Source organism: Gemmobacter sp. (genome assembly GCF_016792925.1).
In the GTDB taxonomy this organism is placed as follows: Bacteria; Pseudomonadota; Alphaproteobacteria; order Rhodobacterales; family Rhodobacteraceae; genus Gemmobacter.
Window position 1 is genome coordinate 1 of record NZ_JAEULU010000126.1, and the last position, 15,387, is coordinate 15,387.

At 69.1% G+C, this 15,387-nt stretch carries 14 protein-coding genes and 1 pseudogene; 11 read left to right on the forward strand and 4 right to left on the reverse strand.

Features of this window, described 5'->3' with window-relative positions; all coding sequences use genetic code 11:
• From JNN06_RS06440 to JNN06_RS06460, 5 genes are all read left to right on the forward strand, one after another.
• Positions 1 to 946 (forward strand): phage baseplate assembly protein V (locus JNN06_RS06440; protein ID WP_291238771.1); only part of this gene is annotated, 946 nt, incomplete at its 5' end.
• 2 nt (positions 947 to 948) lie between these two features.
• Positions 949 to 2,034: a DUF2169 domain-containing protein gene (locus JNN06_RS06445; protein WP_291238772.1), complete on the forward strand. Its 1,086-nt coding sequence runs from the start codon at positions 949 to 951 to the stop codon at positions 2,032 to 2,034.
• Entirely contained in the window at positions 2,024 to 3,628 is a 1,605-nt protein-coding gene (locus tag JNN06_RS06450) for a PAAR-like domain-containing protein (protein WP_291238773.1), read from the forward strand. The genes JNN06_RS06445 and JNN06_RS06450 overlap by 11 nt, the downstream gene beginning before the upstream one ends.
• A 13-nt stretch (positions 3,629 to 3,641) precedes the next feature.
• Positions 3,642 to 4,079 carry a hypothetical protein gene (locus JNN06_RS06455; RefSeq protein WP_291238774.1) on the forward strand — a complete coding sequence of 146 codons (438 nt, stop codon included), beginning with the start codon at positions 3,642 to 3,644 and terminating at the stop codon, positions 4,077 to 4,079.
• A gap of 3 nt (positions 4,080 to 4,082) precedes the next feature.
• Entirely contained in the window at positions 4,083 to 4,520 is a 438-nt protein-coding gene (locus JNN06_RS06460) for a hypothetical protein (RefSeq protein WP_291238775.1), read from the forward strand.
• Positions 4,521 to 4,588: 68 nt separating this feature from the next.
• Here the strand turns inward: JNN06_RS06460 and JNN06_RS06465 are convergent, their stop codons facing one another.
• From JNN06_RS06465 to JNN06_RS06480, 4 genes are read right to left on the reverse strand one after another with little or no spacing between them, the layout of a single operon-like run.
• Entirely contained in the window at positions 4,589 to 5,392 is an 804-nt protein-coding gene (locus JNN06_RS06465; protein WP_291238776.1) for a sugar phosphate isomerase/epimerase family protein, read from the reverse strand.
• Between the two features lie 13 nt (positions 5,393 to 5,405).
• Positions 5,406 to 6,641 (reverse strand): DUF6005 family protein, encoded by a 1,236-nt coding sequence (locus JNN06_RS06470; RefSeq protein ID WP_291238777.1) that lies wholly within the window; start codon positions 6,639 to 6,641, stop codon positions 5,406 to 5,408.
• On the reverse strand, positions 6,638 to 9,436 hold the full coding sequence (locus tag JNN06_RS06475) for an IucA/IucC family protein (RefSeq protein WP_291238778.1): 2,799 nt from the start codon (positions 9,434 to 9,436) through the stop codon (positions 6,638 to 6,640). Before JNN06_RS06475 ends, JNN06_RS06470 begins: the two co-directional genes overlap by 4 nt.
• Positions 9,426 to 11,000 carry an IucA/IucC family protein gene (locus tag JNN06_RS06480; RefSeq protein ID WP_291238779.1) on the reverse strand — a complete coding sequence of 525 codons (1,575 nt, stop codon included), beginning with the start codon at positions 10,998 to 11,000 and terminating at the stop codon, positions 9,426 to 9,428. Before JNN06_RS06480 ends, JNN06_RS06475 begins: the two co-directional genes overlap by 11 nt.
• A gap of 424 nt (positions 11,001 to 11,424) precedes the next feature.
• Between JNN06_RS06480 and pqqA the strand changes: the two genes are divergently transcribed.
• The 6 genes and pseudogenes from pqqA to JNN06_RS06510 form a co-directional block, all read left to right on the forward strand.
• Entirely contained in the window at positions 11,425 to 11,526 is a 102-nt protein-coding gene (gene pqqA / locus JNN06_RS06485) for a pyrroloquinoline quinone precursor peptide PqqA (RefSeq protein ID WP_291238780.1), read from the forward strand.
• Positions 11,527 to 11,538: 12 nt separating this feature from the next.
• Positions 11,539 to 12,417, forward strand: coding sequence for a pyrroloquinoline quinone biosynthesis protein PqqB (gene pqqB / locus JNN06_RS06490; protein WP_291238781.1), 879 nt, complete (start codon positions 11,539 to 11,541; stop codon positions 12,415 to 12,417).
• On the forward strand, positions 12,414 to 13,169 hold the full coding sequence (gene pqqC, locus JNN06_RS06495; RefSeq protein ID WP_291238782.1) for a pyrroloquinoline-quinone synthase PqqC: 756 nt from the start codon (positions 12,414 to 12,416) through the stop codon (positions 13,167 to 13,169). The genes pqqB and pqqC overlap by 4 nt, the downstream gene beginning before the upstream one ends.
• Positions 13,166 to 13,441: a pyrroloquinoline quinone biosynthesis peptide chaperone PqqD gene (pqqD, locus tag JNN06_RS06500; RefSeq protein ID WP_291238783.1), complete on the forward strand. Its 276-nt coding sequence runs from the start codon at positions 13,166 to 13,168 to the stop codon at positions 13,439 to 13,441. The genes pqqC and pqqD overlap by 4 nt, the downstream gene beginning before the upstream one ends.
• Positions 13,434 to 14,522, forward strand: a complete 1,089-nt coding sequence (gene pqqE / locus JNN06_RS06505; RefSeq protein ID WP_291238784.1) for a pyrroloquinoline quinone biosynthesis protein PqqE — start codon at positions 13,434 to 13,436, stop codon at positions 14,520 to 14,522. Before pqqD ends, pqqE begins: the two co-directional genes overlap by 8 nt.
• 12 nt (positions 14,523 to 14,534) lie before the next feature.
• Positions 14,535 to 15,387 (forward strand): annotated as a pseudogene (locus JNN06_RS06510) (4Fe-4S binding protein); the annotation flags it as partial.

Genomic DNA, 15,387 nt, shown 5'->3' on the forward strand with positions numbered 1-15,387 from the left:
CAACGGCTGGGGCGGCATGGTGATCCCGCGCATCGGCATGGAAGTGGTGGTGGAGTTTCTGGACGGCGACCCGGATCAACCGCTGGTCACGGGGTGCGTGTATAACGCCGCCAATATGCCGCCCTATGACCTGCCCGCCAACAAGACCAAATCGGTCTTCCGCAGCGATACCCATCAGGGCAATGGCTATAACGAACTGGCCTTCGAGGATGCGCAGGGGCAGGAGAACATCTCGATCCATGCCCAAAAGGACATGACGCTGAAGGTTCTCAACACGCGCTCCACCCGGATCGACGCGAACGAGATCGAAAGCATCGGCGCCAATCACTCGGTCGATATTGGCGGCAACCGGCAGGAAAAGATCGGCGGCTCGATGAATGTCTCGGTCGGCTCCAGCAGCGGCGGCGCGCTGTTTGCCGCGCTGGCCGGGCTGATCGGGCAGGCCGGCAGCAAGGCCGCCGAGGGCGCCGGTCTGGTGGGCAACCCCATCGTGTCGCAGATGGTCGCGGGCATGAGCGAGGCCGGTGTCGTCAGCGAGGCCGCCTCGCTGGGCGCCAGCGGCGCCTTCTCTGCCGTGGGCGGCTTCCGCGCCATGGCGGGGGCCGGGCAGATGGCCGCCGGGGCGGCGGTGGGGCAATTGCTCAGCTCGGTCATGCCGATCTCGGGCATGGTGAATTCGGTCATCGAAAAGGCCAAATCCGAAACCGTCGGACTGGCCCTGACCCAGCAGGTCGGGCTGTTCCACAACACCATGGTCGGCATGGTGCAGACCACCTATGTCGGCCAGAAAAAGATTGTCGATGTCGGCGAGGAGCTGGTGATCCAGGTCGGCCTGAGCAAACTGGTCATGAAGAAGGATGGCACCATCCGCCTGATCGGCAAGGATCTGAACATCGCCATGTCTGGCCCCGTCCAGATCAATGGCGAAACGATTGACCTGAACTGACCATGCAATACGTCTCCCATATCGCCCTGCCGGGATTTGCCTTCCAGCAATATAACCCGAAGATGGAGCTGACCGGCTGTGTCACCGTGTCGGCCCTGTTCGACATTGGCCGCGATGGCGCCTGCCATCCGGCGGCTGTGCAACCGGCAATCCGTCTGGCCGACGAGATGATCGGCCCCGAAACCGGTGCCCCGGAAACCCCGCCGCAGGAATTGCGCCATCAGGCCGATTTCCTGCCCTGCAAACCGGCCACCGATGTAACCGTGCTGGCCCGCGCCGTCAGCCCCTCCGGCGCGCCCGAGGCCGCGTGGCTTTGTGGTCTGCGCGGCGCCGGGCTGGAGGCGCTGTTGCGCGTGCATGGCCCGCGGCAGTGGCAACAGGCGCCGGATGGCCGCATGCGGCCCGGCCCCGCCCAGCCGGTGACCGACCTCGCGCTCAGCTGGCGTCACGCCTGGGGCGGTGCCGAGATCGACGCCGGGGGCCAGCCCACCGGCGAGGTCGATGCGCAGAACCCCTTGGGCGCGGGCTATGCCCGGGCCGGGGCCGAAGCGGCACTGACCGGGCGCCCCGCGCCGCAGATCGAGGCCGCCCAGACCCCGATCACCGATGCGGCGCAGACCGGCCTCGTGCCCGCCGGTCTTGCCCCGGTGGCGCCGGTCTCGGCCTGGCGCGCCGGGTTTGCGGGCCGCTACGATGCCGCCTGGCAGCAAACCCGCCACCCGTTCCTGCCGCAGGATTTCGACATCCGCTTTTACCATTGCGCGCCGCCTGCCCTGCGCACCGCCAGCTGGCTGCGCGGCGACGAAACCTTCGAGCTTTTGAACCTGCATCCGGCCGCCCGCCATCTGCGGCTGCGCCTGCCGGGCCGGGCCTTTGGCGCCGTGGCCAGCTATCGCTCGGGCGCCAGCCTGCGGCAGCCGCTGGCGCTGGATGGCGTGCATTTCGACCTGCTGGGCGCCACGCCGCAACTGCGGCTGACCTGGCGCACCAGCTTCCTGTGGCTTTCGGGCATCCGCCAGATCGACCTGGGCGATCTGCGCTTCGACAGCCTGCATGCGCCGCTGCCAGAGCCCGCCTATGCAGGATGAGCCGCTTGTCATCACCATCGACGGATCGGGCCTGACCGGCACCAAGATCAACCAGGCGGCGCATGATCTGGGGGTTTTCGCCCGCCATGGCCTTGATCCGCGCGGCGAAATCGTCGGCCTGCCGCCGAAATACTATGCCAATCAGCAAGATGTCACCGGCCAGCTGGTGAATGATCCGCAGCTGGATGCCCATCTGGCAAAGCTGCAACAAGAGGAGGAGGCGAAGGCCCGCTGGACCACCACCCCGCGCGAGATCATCCGCGAGGGCTCGGCGCCGCTCTTCACCTCCACCACGCCCGATGTCGCGCTCACGCCGCGCGGCTCGGCCACGCCGCCCATCCCCTACAGCACCACCGCCCGCCCGGTGAACCCGCAAAACTTCACCCCCAGCGTGAAGGCGACCGGGCAAAGCGTCATGGTGCTGCGCTCGCGCGAGATGGTGACCACCGGCGCCGAACAGGGCGTGGCCCTGGGCGTGGTCTCGGGCACGATCAACGGCCCGGTCGACCCGCTGAACCATTCCTCCACCGTCCGCGCCGAAGGCTCGTTCATCATCCGCGACAAGGACGTGGTCTGGATGAACAACCGCAACAATCTGGGCGTGGCGCAGCTTACCGGCAGTCAGGCCACCGTCACCCCCGCCACGGCCGAAGCCCCGCCCGAAGAGGAGCCGGGCTTTTTCGACCAGATGTGGGACGGCGCCAAGGATGCCTGGCAATCCACCAAGGACATGGCCGGCGAGGCGGCGCAGGCCGTGGCCGATTTCGACGCGGCGCATGGCCGGGTGCTGACGCGCGGCGTCGGGGTGGTGCAGGCGGTCGGCGGCGCGGCAGAGGCCGTGCTGGGGGCCGGGATGGTCGGCGTCGGCGGCGCGGCCACCCCCACCGGCGTCGGCACCGCACCGGGCCTTGGCGCCATTGCGGTCGGCGGCGCGCTTTGGGTCAATGGCTGGGACAATGCCTGGACCGGCCTGCAAACCGCCTGGCACGGCGAGTTTCAGCACAACCTTGCCTCGCAGGCCGCAGGCGGCATCGCCTCGGCCATGGGGGCCAGCCCGCAGACCGTGGAACAGGTGATGAATGCGGGTGATCTGGCCAGCGGCGCGCTCAGCATCGGCGGCGGCATCGCCGCAGGCACCCGCGCCACCGGCCGCGAGGCGCTGGAGGCCGCCAGCCGCTCGGTCGATGAGGTGGCCGAGGCCACCGCCGAACAGACCGGCCGCGTCACCCGCCCTGTGCCCAAACGCCTGCAATATCTGGGCAAGACCCCCGGCAAAAGCAGCAAGACCGGCCGCGAAGTGCGTGAGCGCATGCGCCGGGAAGGAGACCTGAAATATGATCCCGACCTTGGCGAAGACGTTTTCAAGGCGGAAGATGGCAACTGGTATCCGGTCGACCGGCCGAATGTTCACATGGGCCATCATCCTGTCGATGCCGTCGATTGGTGGAACAGCACAGGCCGCCAATATGGCGCTCGCTCTCCCGAAGTGCGACAATGGATGCTGGATTCGAACAATTACCGGTTTGAATACGGCCCGCTCAACTCCGCGCGCGGCGGTGCCACAACCTCGACTTACCTTGATCCAATCCCCTGATGCAGGAGCCGCAATGACCAACACCAAACCTGACATGCCCGCGAGCCTCGTGTCAGAGGTGGAGGGCCTGATGAAAAAGGCCGGAGAAGCCCGGCGCGCGGGTCAGGGGGCGGCGTCCCTCGCCTATTCCGAAGAGGCATGGTCGCTGATCCCCGATCCCAAGACCGAATGGAACTTTCATCCGCAGACCATCGCGCGTGGCGTGGTGGAAACCATCGTGGAGCGTCAGGGCTGCGGTGTTCTCGATCTGTGGCTGGACCGCATGTATCAAACCTATTTCGACCCCGACCGCCTGCACACCTTCACCAATATGGTGGCGGGCGAGGCGCTGCTGAAATGCGGGCGGCGCGACGAGGCGGTGGCGGCCTTCCGTCGCGTGTTGCAACAGGGCGGGCCGGGCTTCTTTTCCGGCGCCTATCGCCCCTATCTTGATCTGGCCGAGAAAGGCTGAGCCATGGAGCTGTCCGAAGAGACCGAAACCCGGATCGACCTGCTGGCCGAAGAGGGCAATGCCCTGCTGGATGGCATGGGCGACTGGCAAGGCGCCATCGCGGTCTGGCAGCGCGCGCTGGACCTGCTGCCTGCGCCGCAGTCGCAATGGGAGCAAACCGTCTGGCTTCAGGCCTCGATCGGCACCGCCTGGCGCATGGGCGGCGAGGAAACCCGCGCGCTGGAGGCCTTTGACGCCGCCTATCACGCGCCCGATGGCCATCTGAACCCGTTCATTCTGGTCAATCTGGGCGCGCTGCTGATCCCGCGCGACGCCGAGGCCGCCACGCAATTGCTGCTGCGCGCCTATATGCTGGAGGGCGAGGAGATTTTTGAAGACGAAGAACCGGCGCTGGCCTTCCTCGCCTCCCGGGTGGACCTCAGCAAGCCGCCCCGGCACTAGCCCATTCTTTCGGCCCCATTCTTTCGGCCCGCACCCCAAAACCGGCGCGGGCCGGGTCTCTCAAGTTCCTAGCGCCGCGCCGACAGATGGCTGATCGCGCGGATCTGCGCCAGATCCTCCTGCATCACCTGCGCGGGCGCCGGGCCGAACCATTCCAGCGATCCTTCCGCCAGGGCGGGCAGGCGCTTCAGGATCGCCGCATAATCCAGCGCGCCCCGGAACAGCGGGCAGATGCCGTCCCGGCTGCCCTGCGGATCATGGATATTGGCCGGGCTGAACACCGCCAGACCGGCGCGCGAAGTGACCGATTTCAGATGGAAATGCAGCACATGCGGCGCCAGCGCCTGAAAGGCCGCCAGTGGGTCGGCCCCGGCCTCCCAGACATGCAGCACGTCGAAATTCAGCCCAAGCGCCGGATGCGCCGCCTCGGCCAGCAAAGCATGGGTGGCGGCGGGCGTATCGGCCAGCGTGCCGGGATGAGTTTCCACCGCCACGCGCAAGCCGTGATCCTGCGCCAGCCCGGCACAGGCGCGCAGATCGGCGATGATCCGCGCCCGCAGCGCGGGGCTGGCCAGCGCCGATCCCGCCGTGCCCGCAAACAGCCGCAGCCGCCCGGCGCCCCAGCTTTGCGTCAGCGCGCACAGCGCCCGCGCCTCCTCCAGCCGGAAGCCATCCTCGCCCAAGGGCAGATAGCCCGCCAGCATCGGCACCCTTGGCCGCCATGGCAGCCGCGCCCAGTCGGCGGCCATGGCGCGCGCATGGGGCGCCCAGATTTCCAACCCGTCAAATCCCGCCTCGCGGGTATAGTCTGCCAGAAAACCGGCGGTGATGTTCATGTGGCGAAAGGCTACGGAACAGGCGTTGATCTTCATGATCTGTCCTTCCTTACTGGCCCTGCCGGGCCTCCCATCGGGTAAACCAATCGTGCAGCGTGGCCTTCACCCCGCGCTCCAGCGCCTCCAGCCGGTCCAGCTCGGCCCGTGCCTGCGCCAGATCATCGGCCCCGCCGCCCCGCGCGAAAGCCACCGCCCGGCGCTGCACCAGCGCGAACCCGCCATGCAGCGCCGCGATGCGCTCGCAGGCCTCCTCAAAGGCGTCCCAATCCGCGCCCTCGATGTCGCCAAAGATCGCAAGCCCATGTTCATAGGCGTATTTCCGAATGGCGATCACCGGCAGCTCGCGCAGCGCCGGTTCCAGATCGGCGCGCGGCAGGCGGGTTTCGTGGGCGTCCAGAATGGCGCGCAAGGCCTCGATCAGCGGATAGCGCCCGGCGTCAAACACCGCCCGGAACATCTGCGCAATCACGCCCGGCGCGGGCGGATGCAGCCCATGGCTGGAGAAGGCAAAGCCCCCCGCCACCGTCTCGCGCAGGAAGGCGCGGGTCAGATCGGCGGCAGGCAACGCGCCCTCCCAGCGGTAATCCGGGTCACGCATCTGCCAATGCGCCGGGTCAGGCCCCGGCTGCACCAGCGCGTAATGCGGGAAGGGGTCTTGGGTGAATTTGTTGTCGCGCTGCGGCAGCAGGAACATATCCACCATCGGCATGATGAAATCGCCGGGGCGCCACGCCGCCAGCAGCCCCTGCAACCGCGCGAGGTTTTCCGCCTTGCTGGCCGTGTCGTCATACCAGCGCGTGACCTTCAGCCCAAACAGCCGCTCGGCCCAATGCAGATAGAACCCGTGGTCGATCCCCACCGCGTGATAGGACAGCCGCGCGCGGTCATCCACCACCACCTGCCCGTCCCACAGGCCCAGATACAGCGGGCGATGATCCATCCCGCCCGCATCCTTCACCGCCTGACAGAGGCAGGACACCACGCAATGCACCTTGATGTCCACCGGCTCCTCGGCCACCGGCGCGATCCCCGCCAGCAGATCGGCCAGCGCCTGCACCGTCAGGCCCGGCGCCTGATCAAAGGCCGCCTCGGGCATCTTGATGCCTGCCTCCTCCAGCGCCAGCACCAGCGTCAGCAGCGCCACGCTGTCCAGCCCCAGATCGGTGCCCAGCCGGGCCTCGGGGGTGAAGTGTTCCATCTTCGGCCAGTTCATCGGGCCCGCCAGCGCGGCGCGAATGGCGGTCAGCGCGGTCTCTGCACTCGGCAGGGTTTGCGGCGCGTTCATGCCACCCCCTCCGGCGCGAAACGCGCGGCAAGTTCGCGGCGCGACACCTTGCCACCGGGGCCGCGCGGCATCGCCTCCACCGCGAACAGCCGCAACGGGCGTTGGCGCGGCGACAGCCCTGCCGCCAGATGCACCTCCAGCGCCGCCACGCTGGCGGTGCCGGTAAAGGCCAGACCGGGGCGCTGATGCGCCGTCGCATCGGGCAGGGCAAAGGCCACGGCATCGCTCACGCCGGGGCAGGCCAGCGCCACCCGCTCGATCTCCGCCGGATAGACATTGATCCCGGCCACGTCGATCACCTCCGCCGCGCGGCCCGCAAAGATCAGATGGCCGCGCCCGTCGATCACCCCCAGATCGCCGGTATCAAGGGCGCCGCCTTCGCCCTCCACCCGCACCGGCGCCGGGGCGCTGCTGCCCGCCAGCAGCCGCAGATGCGGCAGCGGCAGGCCCATATCCTCCGGCGCATTCGGCGCGGTGGTCAGCGACAGGCACCCGGCCTCCGAGCAGCCATATTGCTGATACACCCCCCGCGCCGCCGCCTTGATCGTGTCGAACCACGGCTGCGGCAGCACGGTGCCCGAACTCATCACCGCCGCAGGCAGCTTGCCCGGCCCGGCGAGCCGCGCCAGCGCATGCAGCAAAGCGGGCGCGGCATAGAGCAAGGGCGCCTCGATCCCGGCCAATTGCCGCAAGATTTTCAACGGGTTGGCGCTATCCAGGATCACCGGCGCCTTGCCCCGCGCCATGCCCACCAAAGCCCCGGCAATCAGCCCGTAAGAATGGGTGATCGGCGCCGCGATCACCGGGCTATGCTCCGCGCCTTCGGGGAAGGCTTGCAGATAGGCGGCAATCTCGGTCTCGATCGCCGCCCATGAGCGCGCAATCACCTTGGGCGCGCCGGTGGTGCCCGAACTCATCTGGATCAGCACGCCGCCGGGGCAATCCGGCGCCATCGCCTGCAAATCCAGCACGCCCTGATCCCCCGCCAGCCGCGTGCAACCGGCGCGCCGCGCCAGATCCAGCGCCTGTTCCGCCGGGGTCTCCGGGTGGATCGGATAGACCGAGGCCCCCGCCCCGCGCAGCCGCAAGATCTGCGCAAGGCAGGCGGCCTTGTCGCTGATATGCAGGGCAATGCGGGCGCGGGAGGGGTCCGCCCCGCCCAGAAGATCAGGCAGATCAAGCGCTTGCGGGTCAACGCGGGTGCTGTCGATGAAAAATTCGGGCATCAGGGGCCTATCGGCAAGGGGGTTGGGAACAGGGTGGCTTTCCGGGCGGGCGCCCAGCACGCGGCCCGCCAGACGCTCGGCAGGCAGCAGCGGCGCGTGCAGGCCAAGCGCGGGCTTTGCCCCCTCGGGCAAAATCGCCCGGCAGGCAGCCCAGAACTGCGCCTCGGGCAGCCAGCCCTGGCGGTGCAGCAGATGCGCCAGATCGGCCAGCACATGCACGCCCAGACAATCCAGCACCAGATCGCGCAGATCGCTGGCCGCGCCCATCCGGTGATAGGTGCCATCCGCCGCATGGGCGAAGCCGGGATCAATCGCCGCCAGATCGGGCAGGAGCTCGGGGCGGGCCAGCAGTCCCGGCACATATTCCAGACTTTCGTGGAAATCGCGGGCGACAAGGCCGGTGGGCCAGCCCTCATCATGGGTGATCAGCAGGTTCTGGCCATGCGCCTCCAGCCCGATGCCATGGGCGCCCATCAGGTGCCAGACCGGCAGCACCAGCACCTCCAGCAGCCGCGACACCCACCGCATCACGCCATGCCGCGCCAGCCAGGGCGCGATCAGCGGCGTGCCATCGGGGTCCGCCAGCGTGAGCGCATTCACCGGCACCGCGCCCTCGGGCGGCGGGCTGCGGCGCAGCGCGGCCAAGCGTCCGCCCAGCCAGTCGCGGCCCAGAATGGCGGCGCCATGTTCGGGCAGGATGGTCAGCGGCCAGCGCGCAAAGGCCGGGTCTTCCGCCACCACCCGCCCCAGCCAGCCCGAGATCGCAGGCGCCACCGCCACCGACCAGGGCGCAATATCGCGCACCGAGCTGGTGATCCCCACGGCCAGCGACAGTTTCAGATGATCGCCGCCCTGATCGCTGCCCAGATCACCACCGGGGGCCATGGGCGCCAGCGTGCGCAGCGATTGCGTGGCGCGCATCAGCGGCCCGCCCTCGCCCAGCAGGCGCAGCCGCCCCTCGGCCAGCCACGCCGCCACCGCTGGGTCGCGCGCCAGATGGCGCCATTGCCAGGGATGCACCGGCATCAGCACCCGGCCCGGCGGCGCCTGCATGCCACTGCCCTCGGCCAGCGGCGTGCCGGTGGCCGTCACCAGCGCCGGGTCCGCCGCCAGCCACAGCGCGCGAAACCCCTGCCCCGCCTCCGGCCCGAAGGCGGCGTTATCGGCATCGGAAAAGCCGATGCGCGATTTGAAACAGGGGTGATAGGGGTGCCCCTCGATCAGCGCGCCATCCAGCGCCGCGCCGCGCAGCAACAGGCGGTTGCGCCGCACCGGCCCCGCCGCGCGCAGGAAATGCGCGGTGCGGCCCAGTGCCGTGCCCAGCAGCGCGGTGTCAAACCCCGCCGCCGCCAGCGCGGCCAGCAGCTCAGGCAGGCGCAGCGGCAGCCCGTCGGCGCCCTGCGCCTCACCCAGCAGCCGCACGCGCCCAAAACCGCCCGTCCGATAGGGCGCGCGGATCGCCAGCCCCGCCACCTCCCAGCCGCCGGGCGCGGGCGCAATCAGCCCTTCAAAGGCCAAAGCCTCGATCAATTGCCGCAGCACGCGGGCCTCCGCAGGCTCACAGCGCATCGCACAGACTCCGGGTTGCGCTGCCATATGCCAGCAAAGGGTTGGGCAGCCGGATCGCCGGGGGCCTTTCCCCCGGCAGATGCAGCTCGTCCACGCCACCCAGCTGGGTCAGCAGATTGCCCTTGGCGGGCAGATGCGGCGCGCGCAGCCAGTCGGCGCAGAGCCGCCCGCCCTGCCCCGACAGCGTCTCGGCCAAGCCCGCCAGCAGCCGCGCCAGCGCCGCCAGCGCCTGCGCCTCGGGCAGCAGCCCCTCGACATCCAGCCGGTGAACCAGCCCGAAAACCTGATTGACCAGAAGCGTATAGGCCAGAGCCTCCTCGGCCTCGGCGCGGGCATAGCACAGATGCGGGATGGCGCGCAGCGCGGGCGGCGCCATGTCCTCGACCAGATAGAAGCCCTGATTGTCGCGCAGATCGGCCCGCACCGGCAGGCCGTTTTCCAGCGCCAGCAGCACATTCTGCTGATGCGCCTCAAAGGCGATGCCGGTGGCGTCATAGAGCCGCAGCAAGGGCGCCACCGCCACCTCCAGATAGGCCGCAAACCAGCGCGCGGCATCCTGCCCGGCCAGCAGCCGCGCCAACATGCCGGGCGCGGCGCCCACCCCCGGCGCCGCCAGCGCCGCCACCTGCACCACCGCCCCGCCGCGCGGGCTGCGATAGGGGTTCTCGCGCAGGATGATCTCGAACCCGCTTTCCGCCGCCCGGCCATCGACCATTGAGGGCAGCCGCAGCGTGGCCCAGGCCGGATCGGTGACAAAGCGCAGCGCGCCAAACCGCCCCTTCAGCCCGGCCAGATGCGCCGCCATCGCCGCACCCGCCAACAGCTCGTGCCGCTTGTTCAGCCGCTCGGAATTGGTGATCACCACCGGCAGCGAGACCTTCACCATCCAGGGGCTTTCCGCCGCCCATAGCGTGCGCACGGATGACGTGGCCTGCCAGACCGGCCCCCTTGGCCCCAGATCGCGAATCGCCCCGCAGGCCAGCAGTGCCTGCACCTCGGCCCGGCGCTGCAAGCGATCCCAGGTCAGCGGATGCACCGGCAACACGTCCTCTGCAAAACCCGGCAGCGCGAAGGGGCCCGCGGTTTCCAGCAAATCCCCGGCCACCGCCAGCCCGTGCAGCCGCAGTGCCCCGCGCCAATCCGGCGTCACCGCGCGCTCCTCCGCGCCCGAGATCCCGCCCAGGAATTTCGGCGCCGGATGCATCCAATGGCCGAAGATCAGCGCCTGTTCGGCGGCCAGAAACTCGACCGCGTCCTCGGCCCCGGCCAGGCGCTGCGCCACCAGCGCCGCCATCCGGCTGCGGCTGGCCCGGATGCGATGCGCCAGCTCCGGCCCGGTCAGCGGGTGATCGTCGCACAGCTGATCCAGCAGCAGCGCCAGCGCCCGCCCCGCGCCGATCGCCTGCGCGCCCCGGTCGGTCTGATGGATCAGCGCCGCCACCGGCGGCAGGCCGGTGGTCAGCGGCCGCGCCATCTGCGCCTCCAGCCAGCCCTGCGCCACCGGAAAGCGCCAGACCACCGCGCCGGGCGGAATCGCCGCCAGCTCGCGCGCGAGACAGATCATCAGGGCCGACAGGCTGGCCCTGTCGGCGATCTCATGTGCCGTTTCCGGCCTGTGATGAAGCGTCATTTCGGGCGATAACCCGTTGGAACGCAGACCGAAGTCGGGAAAAGGGCAATCTGCCGCATCGAAACCCTGCTCAGTGCAGGCGAACGGCCGGGCCGCTCGCGGTTGGGGTCAGGGCTGGCAGATGCTGGCAATGCCGCCTGCCTAATCCGCCCTCCCGCCCCTGTCAATTCCGAGAAAATCACTCAGCCAATTTTCGCGCAAAAATTGCATGGCCCCCACGACCATTCGACCACCACCCGCCCGCCACCCTCCTGCTTCCGCCCACAAGACCCCCATAAGACCAACGTCGAATTTCCCCCCTGCCGCTTTGGCCCTAGCGTCGGTCATGGGGATGACCCCGTTTTCTGGGAGGAAAGATATGGCTTGGAAGAAACCCGTCGCCAAAGCGATTGCCTGCGGCATGGAAATCAACATGTATGGCCCGTCCGAGGATGACCGCCGCCCCGATACCGGGCTCTGACCGGGGGCGCATGTGCGGATCACCGTGCTGGGGGCGGGCGCCGGAGGGGGGCTGCCCCAATGGAACTGCGGCTGCCCCCAGTGCCAGGCCGCACGCGCAGGCCAGATCGCGCCGATGACGCAATCCTCGGTCGCGGCCTCGGTCGACGGGCAGGATTGGGTCTTGCTCAACGCCTCGCCCGATCTGCGCCAGCAACTTGCCGCCACGCCCGCGCTGCATCCCAAGGGGTTGCGCGGCAGCCCGGTCAAGGCGGTGGTGCTGACCAATGGCGATGTCGATCATATCGCGGGCCTGCTCACCCTGCGCGAGAAAACGCCCTTCACGCTATACGCCACGCAGGCGACGCTCGATGTGCTGGCCGCCAATTCGGTCTTTGCCGTGCTGGATGCCAGCCTTGTGCAAAAGGTGGCAATCGGGCTGAACGCGCCCTTCTCGCCGCTGCCCGGCCTCACGCTCACCGCCCATGCCGTGCCGGGCAAGGTGCCGCTTTACCTCGAGGACGAGACGCCCGATCTTCAGATGCTTGGCGAACAGACCATCGGCCTCACGCTGGAAACCTCGGCGGCGCGGGCCGAATATATCCCCGGCTGCGCCGATCTGCCGCCGGCCCTGCTGGCCCGCCTGACCCGCGCCGACCTGCTGCTGTTTGACGGCACGGTCTGGCAGGATGACGAGATGCCGCGCTCTGGCACCGGCGCCAAGACCGGCGCGCGCATGGGCCATCTGTCGATGCAAACCAGCCTCGCCCGTCTGGGCGGCCTGACCAACCGCCGCTTCTTCACCCATATCAACAACACCAACCCCGCGCTGTTGCCCGACACCCCCGCCCGGGCCGCCGTGCAGGCCGCTGGCTGGGCGCTGGCCCATGACGGATTGGAGATCACCTTATGACCGCCGCCCCGCTCTCCCGCGCCGAGTTCGAATCCCGTCTGCGCCAGATCGGGGTGGATCGCTACCACGACAAGCACCCGTTCCATGACCGCCTGCATGGCGGCCATTGCTCCATGGCCGAGGTGCAGGCCTGGGTCATCAACCGCTGGGCCTATCAAAGCGCCATCCCGATGAAGGACGCGGCCTTCCTGTCGCGCTGCCGCGACCCCGATCTGCGCCGCATCTGGCGCTCGCGCATCGAGGATCACGACGGCAGCGTGACCGAGGGCGGCGGCCTCCGCCGCTGGCTGAAACTGGCCGAGGGCGTGGGGCTGTGCCCCGATTACGTCGCCTCCGGGCAGGGCGTCATGCCCGCCACCCGCTTTGCGGTCGAGGCCTATGTGCGCTTTGTCCGCGATGAGCCGCTGATTGCCGCCATGGCCTCCAGCCTCACCGAGATGTTCGCCCCCGCCATCCATACCCGCCGCATCGAAGGGCTGCTGGAGCATTACGCCTTCGCCAATCCCGACACGATCGCCTATTTCCGCCACCGCCTGACCGAGGCGCCCAAGGATGTGCGCTTCACCCTCGACTGGGTGCTGACCCATGCCACCACCCGCCCCGATCAGGAGGCCGCGCTGGCCGCGCTGCGCTTCAAGACCGATGTGCTATGGGCGCAGCTTGACGCACTCTGGAACGGCTATGTGGAGGGCCGCATCCCCCCCGGCGCCTGGCAACCCGGCGAGGGCCAGTTGCAAAGGCCCGCCGCATGAGCGCCGACCCCATCCCCAGCCTGCCCCGTGGCACCCGCCTGCACCACGATAGCGTGCGCGGCGCCATGGTGCTGCTGGCCCCGGAAAAGGCGCTGATCCTCGACGAGATCGGCGCCGCGATCCTCTCTGCGGTGGATGGCAGCGCCCGCCTCTCCACCATCGTCGCCCGCCTCGCCGCCCGCTATGACGCGCCCTTGGCCGAGGTCGCGGGCGATTGCGCCGAATTCCTGCGCGGCCTCGCCGCCGACCGGGTGATTGACCTTCATGACTAGCCCCCCCATCGCCCTTCTGGCCGAGCTGACCCACCGCTGCCCGCTGGCCTGCCCCTATTGCTCCAACCCGCTCGACCTCTTGGCGCGCGAGGCCGAGCTGGACACCGAAACCTGGGCGCGGGTGTTCCGCGAGGCCGCCGCCATGGGCGTCTTGCAACTGCACCTTTCGGGGGGCGAACCCGCCTCGCGCCGCGATCTGGAGGCCCTCGTCACATCCGCCCGCGAGGCCGGGCTTTATGTGAACCTCATCACCTCCGGCATCGGCCTGACCCCTGCCCGCCTGCAAGCGCTTGCCGATGCGGGGCTCGATCATGTGCAACTGTCGCTGCAAGGCATCACCGCCGAAAAGGCCGACCGGATCGGCGGCTATGCCGGCGGCTTTGCCCGTAAGATGACCATCGCCGCCGAGGTCACCAAGATCGGCCTGCCGCTCACCGTCAACGCCGTGATGCACCGCCACAATATCGACGATCTGGAGGCGACAATCGCCTTCGCCGCCAACCTTGGCGCCCGCCGGATCGAGGTTGCCTGCGTGCAATTCTACGGCTGGGCCTTGCCCAATCGCGCCGCCCTGCTGCCCTCGCGCGATCAGGTGATCGCCGCCAAACGGATCGTCGACGCCGCCCGCCCGGCTTACGCGCACCGCATGGCCATCGACTTCGTGCCGCCCGATTATTACGCCGATTTTCCAAAGGCCTGCATGGGCGGCTGGGGCTCCACCGGCCTCAATATCGCGCCCGATGGCAAGGTGCTGCCCTGCCACGCCGCCGCCACCATCCCCGGCCTCACCTTCGACTCTGTGCAGGACCGCCCGCTGGCCGAGATCTGGCAGCATGGCACCGCCTTCACCGCCTATCGCGGCCACGGGTGGATGCAAGACCCGTGCAAATCCTGCGCCCGGCGCGAGATCGACCATGGCGGCTGCCGCTGTCAGGCCATGGCGCTGGCCGCCGACCCCCGCGCCGCCGATCCGGTCTGCCGCCACTCGCCCGCCCGCGCCATGGTGGATCGCATCATCGCAGCCGAGGCCACCGCCCCCGCCCCCGCTTTCACCTATCGCCGCCTCGCCCCTCAGGCCTGAAAGGGGCAGGCCATGCTGCGCATTCTCGCCAGAACGCTCTGCCTCCTCCTCGCGCTCGGAGCCGGGGCCAGCCACGCCGCCCCCCTCACCGGCGAGGCCCTCGCCCCGCTGATCCTGCCGCCCTATGCGCTTGGCGAGCCGGTCAATGATCAGGGCGTCTGGCAATTGCTGAATTCCGGCGGCGCCGAGGCGGGCTATGTCTTTGAAACCGAACCCCTCGCCCCCCTGCCCGGCTTTTCCGGTGCGCCGATCAACATGCTGGTCCTGCTCGATCTCGAGGGCCGCTTTCTCGATGTCCGCCTGATCGGGCATAACGAGCCGATCTTCGTCTCCGGTCTGGGCGAGGCGCCCTTGCGCAAATTCCTCGAACAATATCGGGGCCTGTCGATCACAACGCCCATGGCCGTGGGCGTGCCCTATGGCGCGGGCGCCGGGTCCGAGATCACCTATCTCGATGGCGTCACCAAGGCCACGGCCTCGGTCCGCATCGCCCATGAAAGCATCATGGCCGCCACGCTTACCGTGGCCCGCGAAAAGATGAAGGGCCTGCACCGCGCGCCCCCCGGTCGCCCCGATCCCGCCTATACCGAGGCGCTGGACTGGCCCGCCCTTGTGGCGCAGGGTATCGCCCGCAACCTGCGCGTCACCAATGCCGAGGCCGATGCCGCTTTCGCCGGCACGATCTGGGCCGATGACGACGCCGAGGCGCAGGCCGATCCCGACGCGCTCTATCTCGACCTCTGGCTGGTGGACATCGGCCCCCCCGCCATCGCCCGCGCCGTGCTGACCCCCGAGAGCCTGTCGGACCTCAACCGCTTCCTCACCGTCTCGCCGCAGGACGAGCCCCTGCTGGTGATCGACGCCG

Coding starts and splice junctions, on each gene's coding strand:
- pqqE (WP_291238784.1), top strand. CDS start 13,434: ATGACTAGCCCCCCCATCGCCCTTCTGGCCGAGCTGACCCACCGCTGC.
- JNN06_RS06450 (WP_291238773.1), top strand. CDS start 2,024: ATGCAGGATGAGCCGCTTGTCATCACCATCGACGGATCGGGCCTGACC.
- JNN06_RS06460 (WP_291238775.1), top strand. CDS start 4,083: ATGGAGCTGTCCGAAGAGACCGAAACCCGGATCGACCTGCTGGCCGAA.
- pqqD (WP_291238783.1), top strand. CDS start 13,166: ATGAGCGCCGACCCCATCCCCAGCCTGCCCCGTGGCACCCGCCTGCAC.
- JNN06_RS06455 (WP_291238774.1), top strand. CDS start 3,642: ATGACCAACACCAAACCTGACATGCCCGCGAGCCTCGTGTCAGAGGTG.
- pqqA (WP_291238780.1), top strand. CDS start 11,425: ATGGCTTGGAAGAAACCCGTCGCCAAAGCGATTGCCTGCGGCATGGAA.
- JNN06_RS06465 (WP_291238776.1), bottom strand. CDS start 5,392: ATGAAGATCAACGCCTGTTCCGTAGCCTTTCGCCACATGAACATCACC.
- JNN06_RS06445 (WP_291238772.1), top strand. CDS start 949: ATGCAATACGTCTCCCATATCGCCCTGCCGGGATTTGCCTTCCAGCAA.
- JNN06_RS06470 (WP_291238777.1), bottom strand. CDS start 6,641: ATGAACGCGCCGCAAACCCTGCCGAGTGCAGAGACCGCGCTGACCGCC.
- JNN06_RS06480 (WP_291238779.1), bottom strand. CDS start 11,000: ATGATCTGTCTCGCGCGCGAGCTGGCGGCGATTCCGCCCGGCGCGGTG.
- JNN06_RS06475 (WP_291238778.1), bottom strand. CDS start 9,436: ATGCGCTGTGAGCCTGCGGAGGCCCGCGTGCTGCGGCAATTGATCGAG.
- pqqC (WP_291238782.1), top strand. CDS start 12,414: ATGACCGCCGCCCCGCTCTCCCGCGCCGAGTTCGAATCCCGTCTGCGC.